This is a genomic window from Bradyrhizobium sp. ISRA464, from assembly GCF_029910095.1.
Classification (GTDB): Bacteria; Pseudomonadota; Alphaproteobacteria; order Rhizobiales; family Xanthobacteraceae; genus Bradyrhizobium.
Map to the genome: position 1 here is coordinate 4,926,013 of NZ_CP094526.1, position 17,048 is coordinate 4,943,060.

A 17,048-nucleotide genomic window follows, 5' to 3' on the forward strand; every position below is an offset into this window, starting at 1 on the left:
TTGCGGCACGTTGCGCTCGGCGCAAAAGCGCGGCGATGCCGTCATTGTGGTCAGGGCCTATCGCAGGCTTGCGTTCGTCGGCTGCCGGTTTGCGCCGGTGACGCGCCATACGGTGTTGCCGACGTCATCCGCGATCAGAAGGCCGCCGGACTTGTCGATCGCCAGCCCGACTGGGCGGCCGCGTGATCTCTCGTCCTTGTTCAGGAAGCCGGTCACGACATCCTGTGCCGGGCCATTGGGGTGCCCGTCGGCGAACGGGACGAACACGACCTTGTAGCCGTTGAGTTGCGGCCTGTTCCAGCTGCCGTGTTCGCCGACGAAAGCGCCGCCGCGATAGCGCTGCGGAAGCGCATCGCCGTTGAAGAACGCGAGGCCCAACGGCGCGACGTGCGAACTCAAGGCATAGTCGGGCGCGATCGCCTTCGCCACGAGGTCGGGCCGCTGCGGCTGCACGCGCGGATCGACATGCTGGCCGAAATAGCTGTAAGGCCAGCCGTAGAAGGCACCGTCCTTGACCGACGTCAGATAATCCGGGACGAGATTGGGCCCGATCTCATCGCGCTCGTTCACGACAGTCCACAGAGCGTGGCTTTGCGGCTCGAAGGTCAGGCCATTCGGATTGCGCAATCCGCTTGCGAAGATGCGCCAGCGGCCGGTCGCGCGATCGACCTCCAAGATCGCGGCGCGGTTCTTTTCCGCCTCGATGCCGTTCTCGGTGATGTTGCTGTTCGAGCCCACCCCGACATAGAGTAACGAGCCGTCCGGGCTTGCCACCAAACTCTTGGTCCAGTGATGGTCGATCGGCCCTCCGGGCAACGGCGTCAGCGTCTCCCCGGGGGCCGTGATCTTCGTATCACCGCTATGATAGGGATAACGGACGATCGCGTCGGTATTGGCGACGTACAGATCGTTACCGACCAACGCAACGCCGAACGGCGACTTGAGGTGATCGAGGAAGACGCTCTGCAGTTCCGGCTTGCCGTCGCCATTCGCGCCGCGCAACAGCGTGATGCGATTGCTTTCCCCGGTATCGCCGCCCGATGTCGCCCACGACTCCACCCATTTCATGATGAAGTCCTTCGGCCGCTTGATCGGCTCGATACCAGGCGCCTTCGACTCGACGACGAGAATGTCTCCGTTGGGCAGGACATAAGGCGAGCGCGGATGCTGCAAACCGGTGGCAAGCGCGGTGATCTGGAGGCCGTCGGGCACTGTCGGCTTCTCGCCTTGCTGCCATCCCACGACCGGCGCGACATGCATCGGCGGGATCAGGTACTGCTGCAGCGCCGGCAGATCGGGCTTCGCACCGATCTGGGTCTTGGGATCAGGCGCGGTTTCGCTGCACCCTGCAAGGCATAATGCGGCCGAGAGAACCGCGGCAAGCCGGATGCGGCTTATCTCGATTGGACAGTTGACCACAGGCATCAATCCGCAACTCCCACGTGACGGCGATAGACCATTTCCCAACCCAGCCATCCCGTGAACAGCATCACGAGCACCGTGAGTACGGAGAGCACCAGTCCGGTAGGAACGACCGAAGTCCAGGCATCGCGGCTGTGAACGAACGAATTGAACAAGGCGAGCAGCAGGACCACCGCATTGCCGACCATGTGAAGCCAGGCCGGCGCTAGCTCGCGGATGCGGCGGCTGCCCAGGAAATCGATCAGGCCGGCAATGGCCGCGAGCACGCCAAGGACCAGGCCGGCAAACAGAAGCCACGCGGAAAAGTCGGCCCACATCATCTGGGCGGTCTGCCAATAGGCGATGTCGGTGATCAGCGCGCCGACGAAGCACACGATCGGAAATGGCACCAACATCGGATGGATGGGATGCGTGGCGATCCGCGCCGTCGAGTTCGGATTTGGTGTGCGGGTGGCGGCTTGCGTTGCCTCTGACATTCGGAGCCTCCAAGATGAGCCACCAACGGCTCGCCTGGGGCGATGTTCCTAAGGCACGCGACGGCAGATCCGGAACAGCAGGAACGAAGGCGCGGTAACGACGTCGACCTGTCGTCGAGACACAACAGCACGCGCAGGAGGCCGACCATGGTCCGCGAAGGTCCCGCCGAACTGCCGCCACACTCCGCTCCAGAAACCACGGAAGCCAGGCAGGCGCGCGCTTACGGGCTGCTGCTCACCTCGCTGATCATTGCAGCGGTCATCGTCGTTGTTGCATATATCATATTGAGATAGGTTAAGATGACCGCCGGCGCTGTGGGCAGCACCACGACGCCGCCTCCTCTTCCCAACTTCCCATCCAAGCCTGCTTTCGCTCGCTGCCACCGGCACGACAGCGGCGGTTGCATCGGCGCACCTTCGGCAGATCGCGCAAGGAGCTCCGAGCTGAGGTTGCTCAAATTCGTTGGCTGCAGGCCGGGCGCCGCGTCATATCGGGAATAGCATAGCGGTCACGATCAGACATCGCGACATGGCCGTGAGCCGTGCGCGTCTTCGTTCGTTCCGTCCGTTCATTCGAACGTTGATCGGACCCAAGTCTGCCTTGTCGCGTTTGTTCCTGTGCACTGCACCGACCTGCCGCTTCACAACAAGCGCGCGCCGGGGGAGTTCCGCTCGAGACCGACGGGCGCGTCAGATCATGACCAGCCGAAGAGCCAAGACACTCGCCATGACGCGGCCGCTGTGGGCGTTGCTCGCACTGAATTTCTTCATGGCGGATATGCAGTCCGGGATCGGACCGTTCGTCGGGGTCTTCCTGCAGAGTCACGGCTGGACCAGCGGATTGATCGGAACTGCGCTTACGATCGGGAACGTCGCGGGGATGCTGATCACCACGCCGATCGGCGGCTGCATCGACACGACCAACCACAAGCGCGCGTGGGTCATCGTGCCGGGTGTCGCGGTCGTCGTGGCATCGGCCATCATCCTCGTGTCGCAAACGTTCTGGGCCGTCGCGCTGTCCCAGATCGCAACCTCGGTCGCGGGCGCCGCAATCGTTCCGGCGGTGACCGGCATCACGCTCGGCATGGTCAGGCAACGCGGCTTCAACCGGCAGAACGGCCGCAACCAGGCCTTCAACCACGCGGGCAACATGCTGGGCGCCGCAGCCTCAGGCTATCTCGGCTGGCGCTACGGCTATGTCGCGGTGTTCCTGCTGGCAGCAGCGTTCGGCGTGCTGACGATCGCAAGCGTGATGTTGATTCCGGCCGATGCCATTGATCATCACGCAGCGCGCGGCAAGGAAGACGATCCCGAAAGCGAGCCGCACCGATTTCGCGTTCTCATCAGGCACAAGCCGCTGTTGGTGCTTGCCGTAGCGCTCGCGATCTTCCATCTGGGTAACGCTGCGATCGTGCCGCTCTACGGGTTGGCCGCGGTCGCGAGCGGTCTCAAGAATGGCGCCGGAGTTGTGGCGACCACGATCGTGGTTGCCCAGGGTGTCATGGTGATCATGTCCGTCGTCGGCATGCACGCCGCCGAACGCCGCAATTTCTGGCCGGTCCTGCTTGCGTCGTTTCTGGCCCTGCCCGCGCGCGGCGTGCTGGCGTATTTCCTGTCGGGCTGGTGGGGCGTGTTTCCGGTGCAGATCCTCGACGGCATCGGCGCAGGTCTGCAAAGCGTGGCCGTCCCCGGCATCGTGGCGCGCACGCTCAACGGAACCGGCCGTGTGAATCTCGGCCAGGGAGCGGTCATCACCGTGCAGGGAATTGGCGCCTCGCTGAGCCCCGCGCTGGGCGGCTGGATCGCCCAATGGATCGGCTACCAGCTCGCATTCCTGTGTCTCGCAGGCTTCGGCCTGCTCTCGGTCGCACTGTGGATTTCGCTTCGAAGCGTCGTGAAGCACTATTGAGGCCGTCCGCGACCAACCGGGCGTGACCACGCTCTCAGTACAGCCCGCCCGTCCCCGACCGCACGATCGCGCGATCCGCGTCCGGCGAGATTCCGGCCTGGGTCCCGTCGATCACATCGGTGCCCGGGACGGTGTCATAGATCGGTGGCGCCTGGCCTGGCTTGAAGGCTTCGAGCAGCGTGCCGCTCGTCTCGCCTGGACCAGCGCGCGCGCCGGTCTTGGCCACGACGCGAACCAGCCGGATGCCGGGCGGGATCTTGAACGGAACAGGCGGCTTGTCGGCCAGCGCTAGCTTCATGAAGTCGCGCGCGATCGGAGCTGCGGTATGGCCGGCCTGAGCGGTCCTGCCGAGCGAGCGCGGCTTGTCGTAGCCGACATACAGACCGACCACGAGGTCCGGCGAGAAGCCGACGAACCATAGGTCCTTGGCCTCGTTGGAGGTGCCGGTCTTGCCGGCGATCGGCTTGCCGACCTCCTTCAGCGCCGTGCCGGTGCCGGCCTGCACCACTCCCTCCATCAGCGAGGTGATCTGATAGGCGGTCATGGCGTCGAGCACCTGCTCGCGGCGGTCGATCAGTTGCGGCTCGGGCTGGTTCTTCCATCCCTCCGGCGCGTCGCAGCCAATGCATTCGCGCTGGTCGTGCTTGAAGATGGTGTGTCCGTAGCGGTCCTGGATGCGATCGATCAGCGTCGGCTTCACGCGGCGGCCGCCATTGGCGATCATCGAATACGCGGTGACCATGCGCATGACCGTGGTCTCGCCGGCGCCGAGCGCGTAGGAGAGATAGTTCGGCAGCTCGTCATAGACGCCGAAGCGCTTTGCGTACTCGCCGATCAGCGGCATGCCGATCTCCTGCGCGAGCCGCACTGTCACGGTGTTGAGCGACAGTCGCAGCGCGTTGCGCAGCGTGACCTGGCCCTGATAGCGGCCGGTAGAGAAATTCTCCGGGCGCCAGACGTTGCCCTGCCCGAGATCGATCTCGATCGGCGCGTCGATCATCATCGTCGATCCCGTGTAGCCATTGTCGAGCGCCGCCGAATAGACGATCGGCTTGAACGTCGAACCCGGCTGCCGGTAGGCCTGCGTCGCGCGGTTGAACTGGCTCTGGTCGAACGAGAAGCCGCCGACCATCGCGAGCACGCGGCCGGTTCGCGGATCCATCGCCACCATCGCGCCCGAAATCTCGGGGATCTGGCGCAGCCGATACTGGCCTTCGACGAGATGGCCGTCCTTGTAGAGCGGGTCGGCGTAGATCACGTCACCGGGCTGCAGCACCTGCGCCACCGAGGCCGGCGTCTTGCCTCTCAGAGGCCCGGAGGCCGCCTTCGCCCATCTCACGCCATCGAGCGTGACAATGCCGGTCTCGCGCTGCTTGCTGACGGCGCCGCCGAGCTCGCGGCCCGGCTGGAAGCCGATCCGCGCCGACTGCGGGCTGGTCTCCAGCACCACCGCCATCCGCCACGGCGAGATGTCCGAAAGCGACTTGATGTCCGCCAGCGGCACGCCCCAGTCGCCGGAAATGTCGAGCTTTTGAATCGGGCCGCGATAGCCCTGCTGCTCGTCGTATTTCACGAGCCCCGCCACCATGGTCTTGCGCGCCATCACCTGGATCTTCGGATCCAGCGTGGTGCGGACCGACAGGCCGCCCTCATAGAGCTTCTTCTCGCCGTAGCGCTCGAAGATGTCGCGGCGAACTTCTTCCGAGAAATACTCGCCGGCGAAGGTATGCGCGCCGCTGGCGCGGTTGGTCACGACCAGCGGCTCCTTGCGCGCCTTGTCGGCATCGGCCGCGGTGATCCAGCCGTTCTCCTGCAGGCGGTCGATCACATAGTTGCGCCGCTCGACGGCGCGTGCGTGGTTGCGCACCGGATGCAGGCTGGCCGGCATTTTCGGCAGCGCCGCCAGATACGCGGCTTCCGCGATGGTGAGCTCGTTCACCGACTTGTCGAAATAGACCAGCGAGGCCGCCGCGATGCCGTAGGCGCCGAGGCCGAGATAGATTTCGTTGAGGTAGAGCTCGAGGATCTTGTCCTTGGAATAGGCCCGCTCGATCTTCATCGCGAGCAAGGCTTCCTTGATCTTGCGGGAGAACGACACCTCGTTGGTCAACAGGAAGTTCTTGGCGACCTGCTGGGTGATCGTGGAGGCGCCCTGCGGACGGCGGTTGGACCCGTAGTTCTGGATGTAGGCCAGGCCGGCGCGCGCCATGCCGGTATAATCGACGCCGCCATGCTCGTAGAAATTCTTGTCCTCTGCGGCGAGGAAGCTGTTGATCACGAGCTTCGGCACCGCCTGGATCGGCAGATAAAGCCTGCGCTCCTTGGCGTATTCGGCGAGCAGCGAGCCGTCGGCCGCGTGCACGCGCGTCATCACCGGCGGTTCATAGTTCTGAAGCTGCGTATAATCGGGCAGATCCTTGGAAAAATGCCAGAACAGGCCCGCGACCGCGGCAAGGCCAGCCAGAAACAGGATCGATCCTGCGGTGAACAGAAATCCAAAGAACCGTAACAGCAATCTCATCGACGAAGTCCCGTGGCGAATACGCGGCTCATTCTGAGCCCGCTGCCAGCCACACAGGGGGTCGGTATATCGGTCGCTCCGGGTACCTGCAATTCGATGCGGGAGAATAATAGCGGGTCGGGCGCCAAACTTATGCCATAGAGCCCGGTTCGCGCTCCCGGCCAAATCAGTGAGGTTGCCAAAAGCCGCAATCGGTGGGTGCGCCGGGGGCGATCCGTCACCGATGTGGCGGTCCAAAGAGCCGTCCCACGGGTGACCCATCCGGCTCGCGTCATATTCCGGTCGTCATTGCGACGATCACATGCGCGCGACCTCGCCGGACCGGCGTGTCGCGGAGCCCGGTTGCCGGCCCGGCTTCGCGCCCTCCCGTCAGCCCGGACGGCTACACCACCGAGGCTTCAGATCCCGTCAGCACAACCAGAGATCGGCCACAATTAACCGCCCGTTAACCATATCAGCCGCATCGTGTCCCATATCATAATGACTCGCGACGGGCTGACCTCCATGGCACTGCGCGGTTTCAGAAGACCTTTCGTAACCAGCGAAAACATTCTCGGCTTTCCAAAGCCGCCCGCCTCCAATGTGGGCGCCCAGGCGCTCGACCTCGTCTACCAAGCGGCGGACCTGTTCCGCAGCATCGAGGACCGGGCCCGCGCGACCGAAACACGCGCCGAGGCCGCCGAGCGGGCCCAGCTCGAGATCATCAATGCGACGGAACGCAAGCTGCGAGAGGCGTCCCGGGCGCTCGAAGAGGCGCAAAAGCGCATCGAAGCCCAGCGGGAGCAACTGGAGGCGATCGAGTTTCGTGCCCAGACCGCGGAGGCCGAGGCACGCGAAGCCCGCCAGACCCTGGCGCTGGTCGAGGATGCGATTCGCCGGCTGCTGCTCACGGGCGAGCCAACGGACGACAGGTCGACGGCCGTCGCCTGAGACGCGGCCGATTCCGCAGGCGGCCGAACCTGCCCGTCATCGCGACCGCCGCCGCGCCTGCGCCGCGCGGCTCGCCCCGCTCGACGTCTATCAGGATACTGGCCTGTTCGACCGCGCGCGGCGCATCGCGCTGATCTGGGAGGCGCATGCGCTCGGCCGGCGACACCTTGATGATCTCACCGCCGCAGATCATCACGGAGGAGCAGATCGAGGCAATCTTCATGGCGAGCCGCGCCCTGAACGCGATCGCCTGACGGTCAGGCGAAATCCCTGGCCGCGAGCAGCGCGCGCAACTCCGCATCGCTCGCCGCGGCCAGCACGAGCAATTCACGATAGGGATCGCCGCCGATGCCGAGCACGGCGGCGAAAGCCGGCTCGGTCTTCATTCCGGCGGCTCTTTGTGCACTGACGGCCTGCCGCAGCCGGCCATCGCCGAGCGCCAGCAGCCGTCGCTCGACCTCGAAATGGAGCCAGCCGCGCTGCTCCTCTACCGGCCGCGTGTCGCCAAACAGCTCGAACGGCCAGCCGTCCCACACAAACCGGGCAATCGCAGGTCGCGTACCCGACGTCCATCGGTAGAGCACAAAGCCGTCCGCAAGGTGATAGTGCTCCCAGACCGCGGCCGCGAAGGCGTTCAGGTCAGGCGCGTGGCAGACGATGTCGATGTCGCTGCCTGATACCGCGAGGCCAAGCGGAAGCGTGCCGACGACACGCGGAGCGAATGGCCTCAGCGTCATAGTCACAGCCGAGTTTGCGACGGCCGATAGGTAGTCGGGAACGCTCATCTCACAAATGCTCGCGCTTGCCGAACGCGGCGATAGCAGCCTTTGCTGGAGATGTCTGCATTGTCCGCGCCGCGACAGGCGCGCCGCTGCCATCAGCCGCGATATCGCGCGCAGGACCCTGGCACGCAGGGCCCCGCCCTTCGAGTGCCGCAGCGATCAGGCGCCGTCAGCGATGCCGACGGTTCGCGTTTCCGACGTAGCGGCCATGATACCCGCGCATTTCGGCTCGCGCATTGTACGGCGAGCGAGATGACGCGCCGCGGCTTTGCCCAATACTCGGCGCCGGGGCTGGTGTCGCCAAACCCTGGGTGAAGGGATCGCGATTGGGATAGATCGCGCATTCCGCGCACTGCGCGAATGCGGAAGACGTGAACATCATGGATGCTAAAGATGCTGAAGCAAGAGTCAGGAATGTTGCCGCCAAGCCTTCCTTGCATTTTGTCATTGTTCTTCTCCTTGGGCCAGCCCGCACCTCGACGTGGCATCTCCTCACGGTGGGTTAACCCACGCTCTGGTGGAGCTGCTATGCGCTGCTCACGGCCATGCGCTTCGCTCAAGGCTGCAAGCGAAGAACGTCTGGCTCCTTGTGCGCCAGGGACGCGGGGACGCGAGTTGCGGCATCTGATTCCAAGCCGCGGATATCAGCACCTTGTATTGATCCATCGAGTATTTCGGTCGGTGTCCCGTGCCTTATCTACGCCCTTTTCCATGCAGGACATGGCCTCAACCTAACGCGCCTGGGCCGCTTGCTTGTCCGACGACGATCGCTACAAAGAACACTTCAACCGTGCTCACGAGGCGGTGATGGCCGCGGCTGACGCACGCAAGAGCAGGATATTCGCCAAGTCCGCATTCCTCGTCTCCATGCTGACGCTTGCCGTTGCATTTGCTGGACTTCCTGAAGTGATGACGCACAGCGACCGCGCCGGCGATCACAGGTCAGCGGCGAGCTCCGGCAACGGAATTTTGCATGTGACGGGTGCGACAGAACGACCCGACGGGCAACTCACCGAAAACCCGTCAAGCCCTCGCGGGCAAAATATTTCTGTTTTCCAGAAGTGTGACTCAGTGTATGAATGGCCCGTCTCACCCGCTTGAGGGGCGCTTCGCGATCGTCACGAGTGTCGGGTCGAGATGCGGTGGACGCTGACTGCGCGACTGACGAGCACGCATGAGGCGGACGGTGAAGTCGTGCAGGCCTGACGCCCTAGTTGTGGAGCCTCAAGAGGTTGTTCCCGGTTAATCCGAGCCTGCTGATCGGTGGCTTTGAGCCGAGACTGCCATGAGGACGATGCCAGTTGTAGCGGTGAAGCCATCGTGGCAGCTCCGCTGCTCTTTCTGTTGAGGTGTTGTAGGCCTGCGCGTAGGCCCATTCTCGTAGGCTGGTTTGAATGAAGCGTTCGGCCTTGCCATTGGTTTTGGGCGTATAGGGCTTGGTGCGGATGTGCTTGAGACCGAGACGCTTGCACGCCCTGAGGAAGGCGAAGGATTTGTAGCACGCGCCGTTGTCGGTCATGACGCGCTCTACCTTCACGCCCAGGCTCATGTAGTAGGCCACTGCCGCCTTGAGGAAAGCGACGGCACAGCCCTTTCGCTCGTTCTTCATGACCTGGCTGAAAGCGATCCGCGACGCATCGTCGATGCAGACATGGACGTATTCCCAACCGGGCCCTTGACGGCGAGAACGCAGATTGCTCGACCCACGTCGATCGCTGGTGATCCGATGGCCGATCCGATTGAACTTGCCGAGCTTTTTGATGTCTAGGTGGATCAGTTCACCAGGATGCTGGCGCTCATAGCGCCGGATCGGCTCGGCCGGCTCCAGAGCAGCCAGCCTGTTCAAACCGAGCCGGCGCAGGATACGGCTGACGGTTGCTGCTGAGACCCCGACTTCGAACGCGATCTGTTTGCCGGTGTGGCGCTGCCGGCGGAACGTCTCGACAAGGTGCATGTGGCTGCCGGGGTTTGGCTTGGCAAGGAATGAGGCCGTGAGGAACGACAAACCATCGACGCCTTCTGCGCGGAAGCGCTTGACCCATTTGGCGACCGTCTTCGCCGTGACATTGAATTGCAGCGCGGCTGCGGCCTTCGTCAGGCCGCCCTCGATCACGCTCCGCACCATCGCCTCTCGACCTTTCGGCGTCAGAGGCGCATTCTTGTGGATGTTCATCTGGTCTCCCCGGGGAACACTGAAGCTTCGCAACCTCAGCTTGCTCGGTTCAGACCAGATGGACAACCTCCTGAAAGCTCACACCTAGTGGCAGGTGTCGACTCCCAGGACGCAAAAGCGTCTCGCGGATGACGGTGACAAACAAGCCCAGTCTCGCCGGGGAGAGCACGTATAAGCCGTAAAACCATCGCGCAGGGAAAGCCGGAGTGTTTTCCGGTTTCACCTGTGGTCCTACCTCCGGTGCTTTTTGTTGCACCGGCCCCATGGGTGCGATCGGCACCCGGCTTTCCCTGCGCCCTCTGCTTCCAGAGCGGCGAAGATGGCACCAAACCTCGGACGCATCGCGCCGCGAGAATGCGAGCGTATGACTCACAAGCCGCGCAACAAACTCGATGTCGTCCTGGCGAAAGCCAGGACCCATTGCCCCGAATGCTCATTGTTGCGTGACGCTGGGGCCACGTTCCCGTTTACAATCAAATGCGGTGGTAATGGGTCCTGGCTTTCGCCAGGACGACAAATGACGAGCCCCGCCTACAACGCCCGCCGCGGAATATGGGTGCCGGCCTTTCCCGGGACGACGATGGCAACAACACCTCGCGGTTGCGGGTCGCTGCTTTCGCAGGGACGACTCGGGAGAGCTCTCACGACAGCTTGCGCCGGCTGCGCAAGCGCAGTTGCTCGTCGGCTTCGAGGCTCGCCCAGCGACGCAATTGCGCCGCAAGGCTCGCACCTCCAGCGACAAAGGCGAAGCCTTTGCGCGGGGATGACGGAACTGGTGGAGCGAAGCTTCGTCGCTGGGCCTTGGCTTCGGACGCGGATTCACGCGATCCGTTGGTTCTTCACCATCCCGCGCATTGAGTGGGGCCTACCCCTCGCCACTCGACCGCAGCCGGCTGTGGCGTCGGCCATAGACCGCATAGATCACGAGCCCGACCACGAGCCACACCACCAGCCTGATCCAGGTGTCGAGCGGCAGACCGAACATCAGGAACAGCGAGGCCGCGGCGCCGGCGGGCGCCACCAGCCAGATTGCGGGCGCCCTGAATGGACGCGGCAGGTCGGGATCGCGCAGGCGCAGCACCAGCGTGCCGATCGAAACCACGGCGAATGCGAACAGCGTACCGATGCTGACGAGCTCGCCGACCAGCCCGATCGGCAGCAGGCCGGCGAGGATGGCAGCGACCACACCGGACACGATGGTCGAGACATAGGGTGTCTGGAAGCGCGGATGGATTTTTGCGGCGACGGCCGGCAGCAGGCCGTCATATGCCATCGAGCGGAAGATCCGCGGCTGCGCCAGCAGCATGACCAGGATCACCGAGGTCAGCCCGAACAGGATTCCGAGCTTGATGAACGGACCGAGCCAGCGGACGCCGACGGCGTCGATGCCGACCGCGATCGGATCGGGCACGTTCAGCCGGTCGTACGGCACGATGCCGGTCAGCACGAAGCCGACGGCGACATAGAGCGCGGCGCAGATCACGAGCGAACCGAGAATGCCGATCGGCATGTCGCGCTCCGGCGTCTTCGCCTCCTGGGCCGTGGTCGAGACCGCGTCGAAGCCGATATAGGCGAAGAACACCACGGCCGCGCCGCGAATCACGCCGGACCAGCCGTAGACGCCCGGGCCGGCATTCGGCGGGATGAGCAAACCGTCCGGATTGCTCGCGGTGACCCAGTTCGCCGTCGTCACCGACCAGGCAGTGGTGGCGAGGAACAGCGCGATGACGATCAGCTTGAGCGCGACGATGAAGCTGGTGAAGCGCGCGGACTCGCGGATGCCGATCACCAGCAGCGTGGTGACGAAGACGATGATCGCCATCGCGGGGATGTTGATGATCGCACCGGTCAACGACCAAGCGCCGGTGTTGACGTCGTAGGCGAGCGGCGCCGAGGTGAATTGCTGCGGCAGGTTGATGCCGAAATCGCGCACGAAGCTCACGAAATAGCCGGACCAGCCAACCGAGACCGCGATCGCGCCGACTGCGTATTCGAGGATCAGGTCCCAGCCGATGATCCAGGCGATCAACTCGCCGAGCGTCGCGTAGGCATAGGTATAGGCGCTGCCGCAGATCGGCACGGTCGACGCCATCTCCGCATAGCACAGCCCGGCAAGGGCGCAGGCAATGGCACCGAGCACGAAGGAGATGGTGACCGCGGGGCCGGCGTTCGCGGCGGCGGCGTGGCCGGTCAACACGAAGATGCCGGCGCCGATGATGGCGCCGATGCCGAGGCTCACCAGTTGCAGCGCCGAGAGCGAGCGCTTCAAACGCGGCGCTTCCGCGTCGCCGACCGCCTGAACGGCTTCCTGCAACAATTCGGTGGTCGATTTGCGTACCCAGACGTCGGCCAAAGCTCTCACCTCCGCCGTCGGCCCCACCGAGCCCGACACGATGCCAGCAACTATAACGCGTTGGGCGCGAAGACGTTCGAGCGTCAGGCAACGAACGGCGGCTTTATCCACTGTCGGGATCGCGGCGCCGCACTATTGCCAAGCGCGCCGGCGGCCGCCGAAGCCGCCGGGCGCAGAGGCAAGCGGCCTTCAGTGGTTATGCACGTCGGGCCGCGGATCGCTGACGAAGCCATCGCGGTTCGGCATCTTGACCGCGGCAAGCGACTTGGCATCGAGCACGGCGTTGGCCGGAACGATGCCGTTGAGGCTGAGGATGTAGGCGGATACCGCGTAGACATCCTCATTGCTCAGCGACTGCGGGGCGTTCTGCGGCATGGCGCGGCGGATGTAGTCGAACAGCGTCGGGGCGTAAGGCCAGTAGCTGCCGACGGTGCGGATCGGCTTGGGGGTCGCAAGCGTGCCTTGCCCGCCGACCAGACGGTCGCCGATGCCGCCCTGCCCGTTGTCGCCATGACAGGCGGCGCATTGCTCGCTGAACACCACACGGCCGCGCTCGACGCTGCCGCTGCCCGGCGGCAGGTTGGAGCCGTCACGTCCGATATCGATATTCCAGCCGGCGATCTCGGCAGGCGTCGCCGGCCGGCCGATGCCGTAGCGCTCTTCGGCCTGTGCAGCGAAACCGATCGCCGCGATCGCGCTCGCCAGCAGCGCGGCTTTGAGCTCAAGCCTGCGCATTGCTCACCTCGCCGTTCGCGTCGATCCGCCAGGGCCAGATCGCGTTGTTGTGATAGAAGGAGTTGACGCCACGCACCGCCTCCAACTCAGCAAGCGTCGGCTGCATGTAGCCGGTCTCGTCGATGGCACGGCTCTGGATCACCGCGGGCGTTCCGTCCCAGTGCCAGGGCAAGCGGAAGCGCGTCAGCGCCCGCGTCAGCACCGGTTCCTGCAGCGCGGCATCCTGCCAGCTCTTGCCGTCATCGACCGACACCTCCACGCGCTTGATCTTGCCATGGCCGCTCCAGGCCAATCCGGTGATCTCGTGAAAGCCCTTGGTGGTCAGCTTCTGTCCGCCGGACGGGCGCGTGATGATCGATTTGGCTTCCATGTAGAAGGTGAATTCGCGCGCCGTGCCGTTGGGCATCGGATCGGTGTATTTCGAGGTCTCCTCGCGCGAATAGGCGGGCTCCGCCACCACCTTCAGCCGGCGCAGCCACTTCACATTCATGTTGCCTTCGAAGCCGGGCAGCAGCAGGCGCAGCGGATAGCCCTGCTGCGGGCGCAGCCGCTCGCCGTTCTGGCTGTAGACCAGCATGGCGTCGTCGAGGCATTTCTCGATCGGGATGCTGCGGGTCAGCGCGGCGGCATCGGCGCCCTCGGCAATGATCCACTTGGCACCCGATTGCAGGCCAGCCTCGTTCAGCACCGTCTTCAGCGGCACGCCAGTCCATTCGGCGCAGCTCAGGAGACCGACAAGGTCGGACGCCGTCTTGCCGTAGGGCTTGGCGTAGACAGGGTTGCCGGAGCACTCGAGGAAATGGATGCGCGACTGCGACGGAAACCGGCGGATGTCGTCCATCGTGAACACCAGCGGACGATCGACCATGCCATGCAGCATCAGCCGATGCTCGGCCGGATCGATGGTCGCCACGCCGCCATGGTGACGCTCGTAGAACAGTCCGTTCGGCGTGATGATGCCGTCGAGTTCCTGCAACGGCGTGCGGCCCGAGGCCGAGATGTATTGCGGCAGCGTCTTCGAGATGTTCTTGATGACGCCCTTCTCATGGACCGATGGCGTGCCGTAGGGCTGGCTTCCCATCGGATCGCCCGGCGCCTTCATCCATTCGGGCACGTCGGGTGGAAGATTGCTCCCGGCTTCGGCATGCGCGCTCGAGCCGCCGAGCCCCGCCACTGCAGAGCCGCCGACCAACGCCGCACCCGCCTGAAGGAAATGCCTGCGGGACGCCTCCCGCACGCGCTTGTCCGTCGTCTGTTCGCTCATCGACGTTTTCCTCTGACGTTCATGTCGCGGTGCGAGCCTAACACCAAACGCCGGAGGTCAAGCAACGATCCAGCGCATACCGCATCAGCTGCCCGCGACGACCGGCAATTTGTCGATCGCGCGGATACCCGGCCGCCCGCGCCAGCGGATTTGCTCAGGCTTGACCGCAAGCTGCAGGCGGGGCCAGCGCGTGAACAAGGATTGCAGCGCGCAGGCCGCCTCGATTCGCGCAAGCTGGTGACCGAGGCAAAAATGGATTCCGGTCCCGAACGAGACGTGCCGATTCGGCTTGCGCTCGAGATCCATCCTTTCCGGATGCTCATGCGCAATCGGATCGATGTTGGCGGCCGCGATCATCGCCATCACGCGATCGCCCTTCTTCAGCCTGACGCCGCCGAGCACGACATCGCGCCTGACATAGCGCGGCTCGGTGACCTGCACCGGCGACACGAAGCGCAGGAACTCCTCCACCGCGAGACGGACGCGGCCCCAATCGGCCGCGAGCCAATCGCGCCGCGCGGGATCCCTCAGCAATTCGAACACCGATCCGCTGATCAGATGCGTCGTGGTCTCGGAGCCGGCGCCGAGCAACAGGAACATCATCGAGACCATCTCGTCCGGCGTGATCCGGCCGCCCTCCTTTTCAACCTGCACCAGTTCCGCGATCAACCCCTCGCCGCTCTTCTCGCGCGCCGACTGCAATTGGTGGGCAAGGTATCGTCGCATCTTCGACAGCGAGCCCATCATGCGCAGGAAGCTGATCGGGCCCCTGAGCTGTGTCATCGCATTGGCCCAGGCGATGAATTTCGGCCGGTCGGCCGTCGGCAGGCCAAGCAGCTCACAGATCACCGACACCGGCAGGATCCGTGCGTAGCGCTGAACGATATCGGCCGGGCTTCCTGCCGCGAACAGCTCGTCGGCCAGGCGATCGGCAATGGCGCGGATATGCGGCTCCATGCCGAGCACGGCGCGGCGGCGGAATGCTTCGTCGACGATGCTGCGCAGCCGCGTATGGTCAGGCCCGTCCATCGTCAGCATGTTGTTGGCGACGGTCGCGATCGACTTCGGCATCCACCAGCGCAGGCCCGCGACTTCGCCGTCCTCCTTGCGCAGCGTGAAGGTCGCGCTGTCCTTCAGCATCGCCGAGGCCGTGTCGTAGGTGGTCGTCAGCCAGACCCGTCCGACGATCGGAAACTTGACGTCGACCACCTCGCCGCGGGCGCGCAACGCGGCGATGCCGGCGGCTGGATCTCGGTTGAAGGTTTCGCTGGAGAAATCGGGTTGCGACGCCATGGCGCCACCTCATGCTGCCGTTCCGGCCTCCGAAGCATGGTGCGTGACGGCGCGTGCGCAAGACCGGCCGACGTCTGTGCGGCATCAACTTGTCGGAACTTGCGTTGCAACCTCCCGACTGGCGTTTCAACGCGTCACTGGCGGGGTGCCGTGGGTGTGGAACGACTCGATCGTCTTCAAACCCCAGGCCTGCCCCTTCTTGCGCTCCTCCTCGGTCCACACGATCGGCTTCCAGTCAGGCGCGAGGATCAGGCGCGCACCGGCATTGGCGACCTCGACGCGGTTGCCGCCGGGCTCGTAGACGTAGAGGAAGAACGTCTGCTGTATCGCGTGCTTGTGCGGCCCGGTCTCGATGTGCACGCCGTTCTCGAGAAAGATGTCGGCGGCGCGCAGGATCTCCTCGCGAGTGTCGAGCGCGTAGGTGACGTGATGGAAGCGGCCGTGGACGCCGTAATGATCGCGGGTGTAGGCGAAGTCGTAGCTCTTGTTCGACATCGTCATCCACATCGCGGCTTCGCTGCCGTCATTCAGCACGATCTGCTCGGTGGTCCGGCAGCCAAGATAGTTTTCGAAGAACAGACGGTTGGCCTTGATGTCGACCGCGAGGCAGTTGAGGTGATCGAGCCGGCGGACGTTGACGCCGCGCGCGGGAAAGCGCTGCGCCTGGTTCTTCAGCGCCGGCCTCAGCTCGGCCGGCGCCTCGTACCACTCGGTCTCGTAATAGAGCTCGATGATGTGGCCGTCGGGATCGCGGCAGCGGAATGCCGGTCCCTGCCCCATGTCGCCATCGATCCAGCCGATGTCGAAGCCCGAGCCCTTCAGCGCCGCGACGCGGCGCTCGAGCGCCTGCTGGCTGCGGGCGCGCAACGCCATGTGCTCCATGCCCGAGGTCGTCGACGCCGTGAGCTTGAGCGAGTAGCGTTCATAGTCGTCCCAGCCGCGCAGATAGACCGACTCGCCCTTCCGGCCGCTGACGGTCATGCCCATGACGTCGACGAAGAATTTGAGACTCTCGTCCGGTTTCGGCGTCAGCAGCTCCATATGTCCGAGATGAGCGAGATCGAAAATCGGTTCCGGCTGCATGAGGCGACCTCCTTCCGCGGGCGACGCCAGATCGCGTTCGCGAGGCATCGCTATGACCGAACGAGCGACAGCGGACGATTTGTACTAGTGTACAAAGGATTAGGTCT

At 64.4% G+C, this 17,048-nt stretch carries 14 protein-coding genes; 4 read left to right on the forward strand and 10 right to left on the reverse strand.

Annotated elements, in window-relative coordinates; genetic code table 11:
• Positions 1-57: 57 nt before the first annotated feature.
• Both MTX19_RS23285 and MTX19_RS23290 read right to left on the reverse strand, forming a co-directional pair.
• A complete protein-coding gene (locus MTX19_RS23285; protein ID WP_280979476.1) occupies positions 58-1,425 on the reverse strand; it encodes a sorbosone dehydrogenase family protein in 1,368 nt (455 codons plus the stop codon).
• Positions 1,425-1,898: a DUF2231 domain-containing protein gene (locus MTX19_RS23290; protein WP_280979477.1), complete on the reverse strand. Its 474-nt coding sequence runs from the start codon at positions 1,896-1,898 to the stop codon at positions 1,425-1,427. The genes MTX19_RS23285 and MTX19_RS23290 overlap by 1 nt, the downstream gene beginning before the upstream one ends.
• Positions 1,899-2,045: 147 nt before the next feature.
• On the opposite strand from MTX19_RS23290, the gene MTX19_RS23295 reads away from it, so the two are divergent.
• Both MTX19_RS23295 and MTX19_RS23300 read left to right on the forward strand, forming a co-directional pair.
• Positions 2,046-2,192: a hypothetical protein gene (locus MTX19_RS23295; protein ID WP_280979478.1), complete on the forward strand. Its 147-nt coding sequence runs from the start codon at positions 2,046-2,048 to the stop codon at positions 2,190-2,192.
• 403 nt (positions 2,193-2,595) lie between these two features.
• A complete protein-coding gene (locus MTX19_RS23300) occupies positions 2,596-3,807 on the forward strand; it encodes an MFS transporter (RefSeq protein ID WP_280979479.1) in 1,212 nt (403 codons plus the stop codon).
• Between the two features lie 34 nt (positions 3,808-3,841).
• Here MTX19_RS23300 and MTX19_RS23305 read toward each other — a convergent pair whose 3' ends face one another.
• The gene (locus MTX19_RS23305; RefSeq protein ID WP_280979480.1) at positions 3,842-6,328 is read right to left on the reverse strand and encodes a penicillin-binding protein 1A; all 2,487 of its coding nucleotides are present in this window, start codon (positions 6,326-6,328) and stop codon (positions 3,842-3,844) included.
• Positions 6,329-6,832: 504 nt separating this feature from the next.
• Here MTX19_RS23305 and MTX19_RS23310 point away from each other — a divergent pair.
• On the forward strand, positions 6,833-7,258 hold the full coding sequence (locus MTX19_RS23310) for a hypothetical protein (RefSeq protein WP_280979481.1): 426 nt from the start codon (positions 6,833-6,835) through the stop codon (positions 7,256-7,258).
• Positions 7,259-7,515: 257 nt separating this feature from the next.
• Here MTX19_RS23310 and MTX19_RS23315 read toward each other — a convergent pair whose 3' ends face one another.
• A complete protein-coding gene (locus MTX19_RS23315; RefSeq protein ID WP_280979482.1) occupies positions 7,516-8,043 on the reverse strand; it encodes a DUF4269 domain-containing protein in 528 nt (175 codons plus the stop codon).
• A 750-nt stretch (positions 8,044-8,793) separates the two neighbouring features.
• Between MTX19_RS23315 and MTX19_RS23320 the strand changes: the two genes are divergently transcribed.
• Positions 8,794-9,141, forward strand: coding sequence for a hypothetical protein (locus MTX19_RS23320; protein WP_280979483.1), 348 nt, complete (start codon positions 8,794-8,796; stop codon positions 9,139-9,141).
• Positions 9,142-9,250: 109 nt separating this feature from the next.
• Here MTX19_RS23320 and MTX19_RS23325 read toward each other — a convergent pair whose 3' ends face one another.
• The 6 genes from MTX19_RS23325 to MTX19_RS23350 form a co-directional block, all read right to left on the reverse strand.
• A complete protein-coding gene (locus tag MTX19_RS23325; protein ID WP_280979484.1) occupies positions 9,251-10,213 on the reverse strand; it encodes an IS481 family transposase in 963 nt (320 codons plus the stop codon).
• Between the two features lie 865 nt (positions 10,214-11,078).
• A complete protein-coding gene (locus MTX19_RS23330) occupies positions 11,079-12,566 on the reverse strand; it encodes an amino acid permease (protein ID WP_280985485.1) in 1,488 nt (495 codons plus the stop codon).
• Positions 12,567-12,755: 189 nt separating this feature from the next.
• Positions 12,756-13,301, reverse strand: a complete 546-nt coding sequence (locus MTX19_RS23335) for a cytochrome c (RefSeq protein ID WP_280979485.1) — start codon at positions 13,299-13,301, stop codon at positions 12,756-12,758.
• Positions 13,288-14,565, reverse strand: coding sequence for a sulfite dehydrogenase (gene soxC, locus MTX19_RS23340; RefSeq protein ID WP_280979486.1), 1,278 nt, complete (start codon positions 14,563-14,565; stop codon positions 13,288-13,290). Before soxC ends, MTX19_RS23335 begins: the two co-directional genes overlap by 14 nt.
• An 84-nt stretch (positions 14,566-14,649) precedes the next feature.
• Positions 14,650-15,858 (reverse strand): cytochrome P450, encoded by a 1,209-nt coding sequence (locus MTX19_RS23345; protein ID WP_280979487.1) that lies wholly within the window; start codon positions 15,856-15,858, stop codon positions 14,650-14,652.
• 126 nt (positions 15,859-15,984) lie between these two features.
• The gene (locus tag MTX19_RS23350; protein ID WP_280979488.1) at positions 15,985-16,941 is read right to left on the reverse strand and encodes a catechol 2,3-dioxygenase; all 957 of its coding nucleotides are present in this window, start codon (positions 16,939-16,941) and stop codon (positions 15,985-15,987) included.
• Between the last annotated feature and the right edge of the window lie 107 nt (positions 16,942-17,048).

Coding starts and splice junctions, on each gene's coding strand:
- MTX19_RS23285 (WP_280979476.1), bottom strand. CDS start 1,425: ATGCCTGTGGTCAACTGTCCAATCGAGATAAGCCGCATCCGGCTTGCC.
- MTX19_RS23290 (WP_280979477.1), bottom strand. CDS start 1,898: ATGTCAGAGGCAACGCAAGCCGCCACCCGCACACCAAATCCGAACTCG.
- MTX19_RS23295 (WP_280979478.1), top strand. CDS start 2,046: ATGGTCCGCGAAGGTCCCGCCGAACTGCCGCCACACTCCGCTCCAGAA.
- MTX19_RS23300 (WP_280979479.1), top strand. CDS start 2,596: ATGACCAGCCGAAGAGCCAAGACACTCGCCATGACGCGGCCGCTGTGG.
- MTX19_RS23305 (WP_280979480.1), bottom strand. CDS start 6,328: ATGAGATTGCTGTTACGGTTCTTTGGATTTCTGTTCACCGCAGGATCG.
- MTX19_RS23310 (WP_280979481.1), top strand. CDS start 6,833: ATGGCACTGCGCGGTTTCAGAAGACCTTTCGTAACCAGCGAAAACATT.
- MTX19_RS23315 (WP_280979482.1), bottom strand. CDS start 8,043: ATGAGCGTTCCCGACTACCTATCGGCCGTCGCAAACTCGGCTGTGACT.
- MTX19_RS23325 (WP_280979484.1), bottom strand. CDS start 10,213: ATGAACATCCACAAGAATGCGCCTCTGACGCCGAAAGGTCGAGAGGCG.
- MTX19_RS23335 (WP_280979485.1), bottom strand. CDS start 13,301: ATGCGCAGGCTTGAGCTCAAAGCCGCGCTGCTGGCGAGCGCGATCGCG.
- soxC (WP_280979486.1), bottom strand. CDS start 14,565: ATGAGCGAACAGACGACGGACAAGCGCGTGCGGGAGGCGTCCCGCAGG.
- MTX19_RS23345 (WP_280979487.1), bottom strand. CDS start 15,858: ATGGCGTCGCAACCCGATTTCTCCAGCGAAACCTTCAACCGAGATCCA.
- MTX19_RS23350 (WP_280979488.1), bottom strand. CDS start 16,941: ATGCAGCCGGAACCGATTTTCGATCTCGCTCATCTCGGACATATGGAG.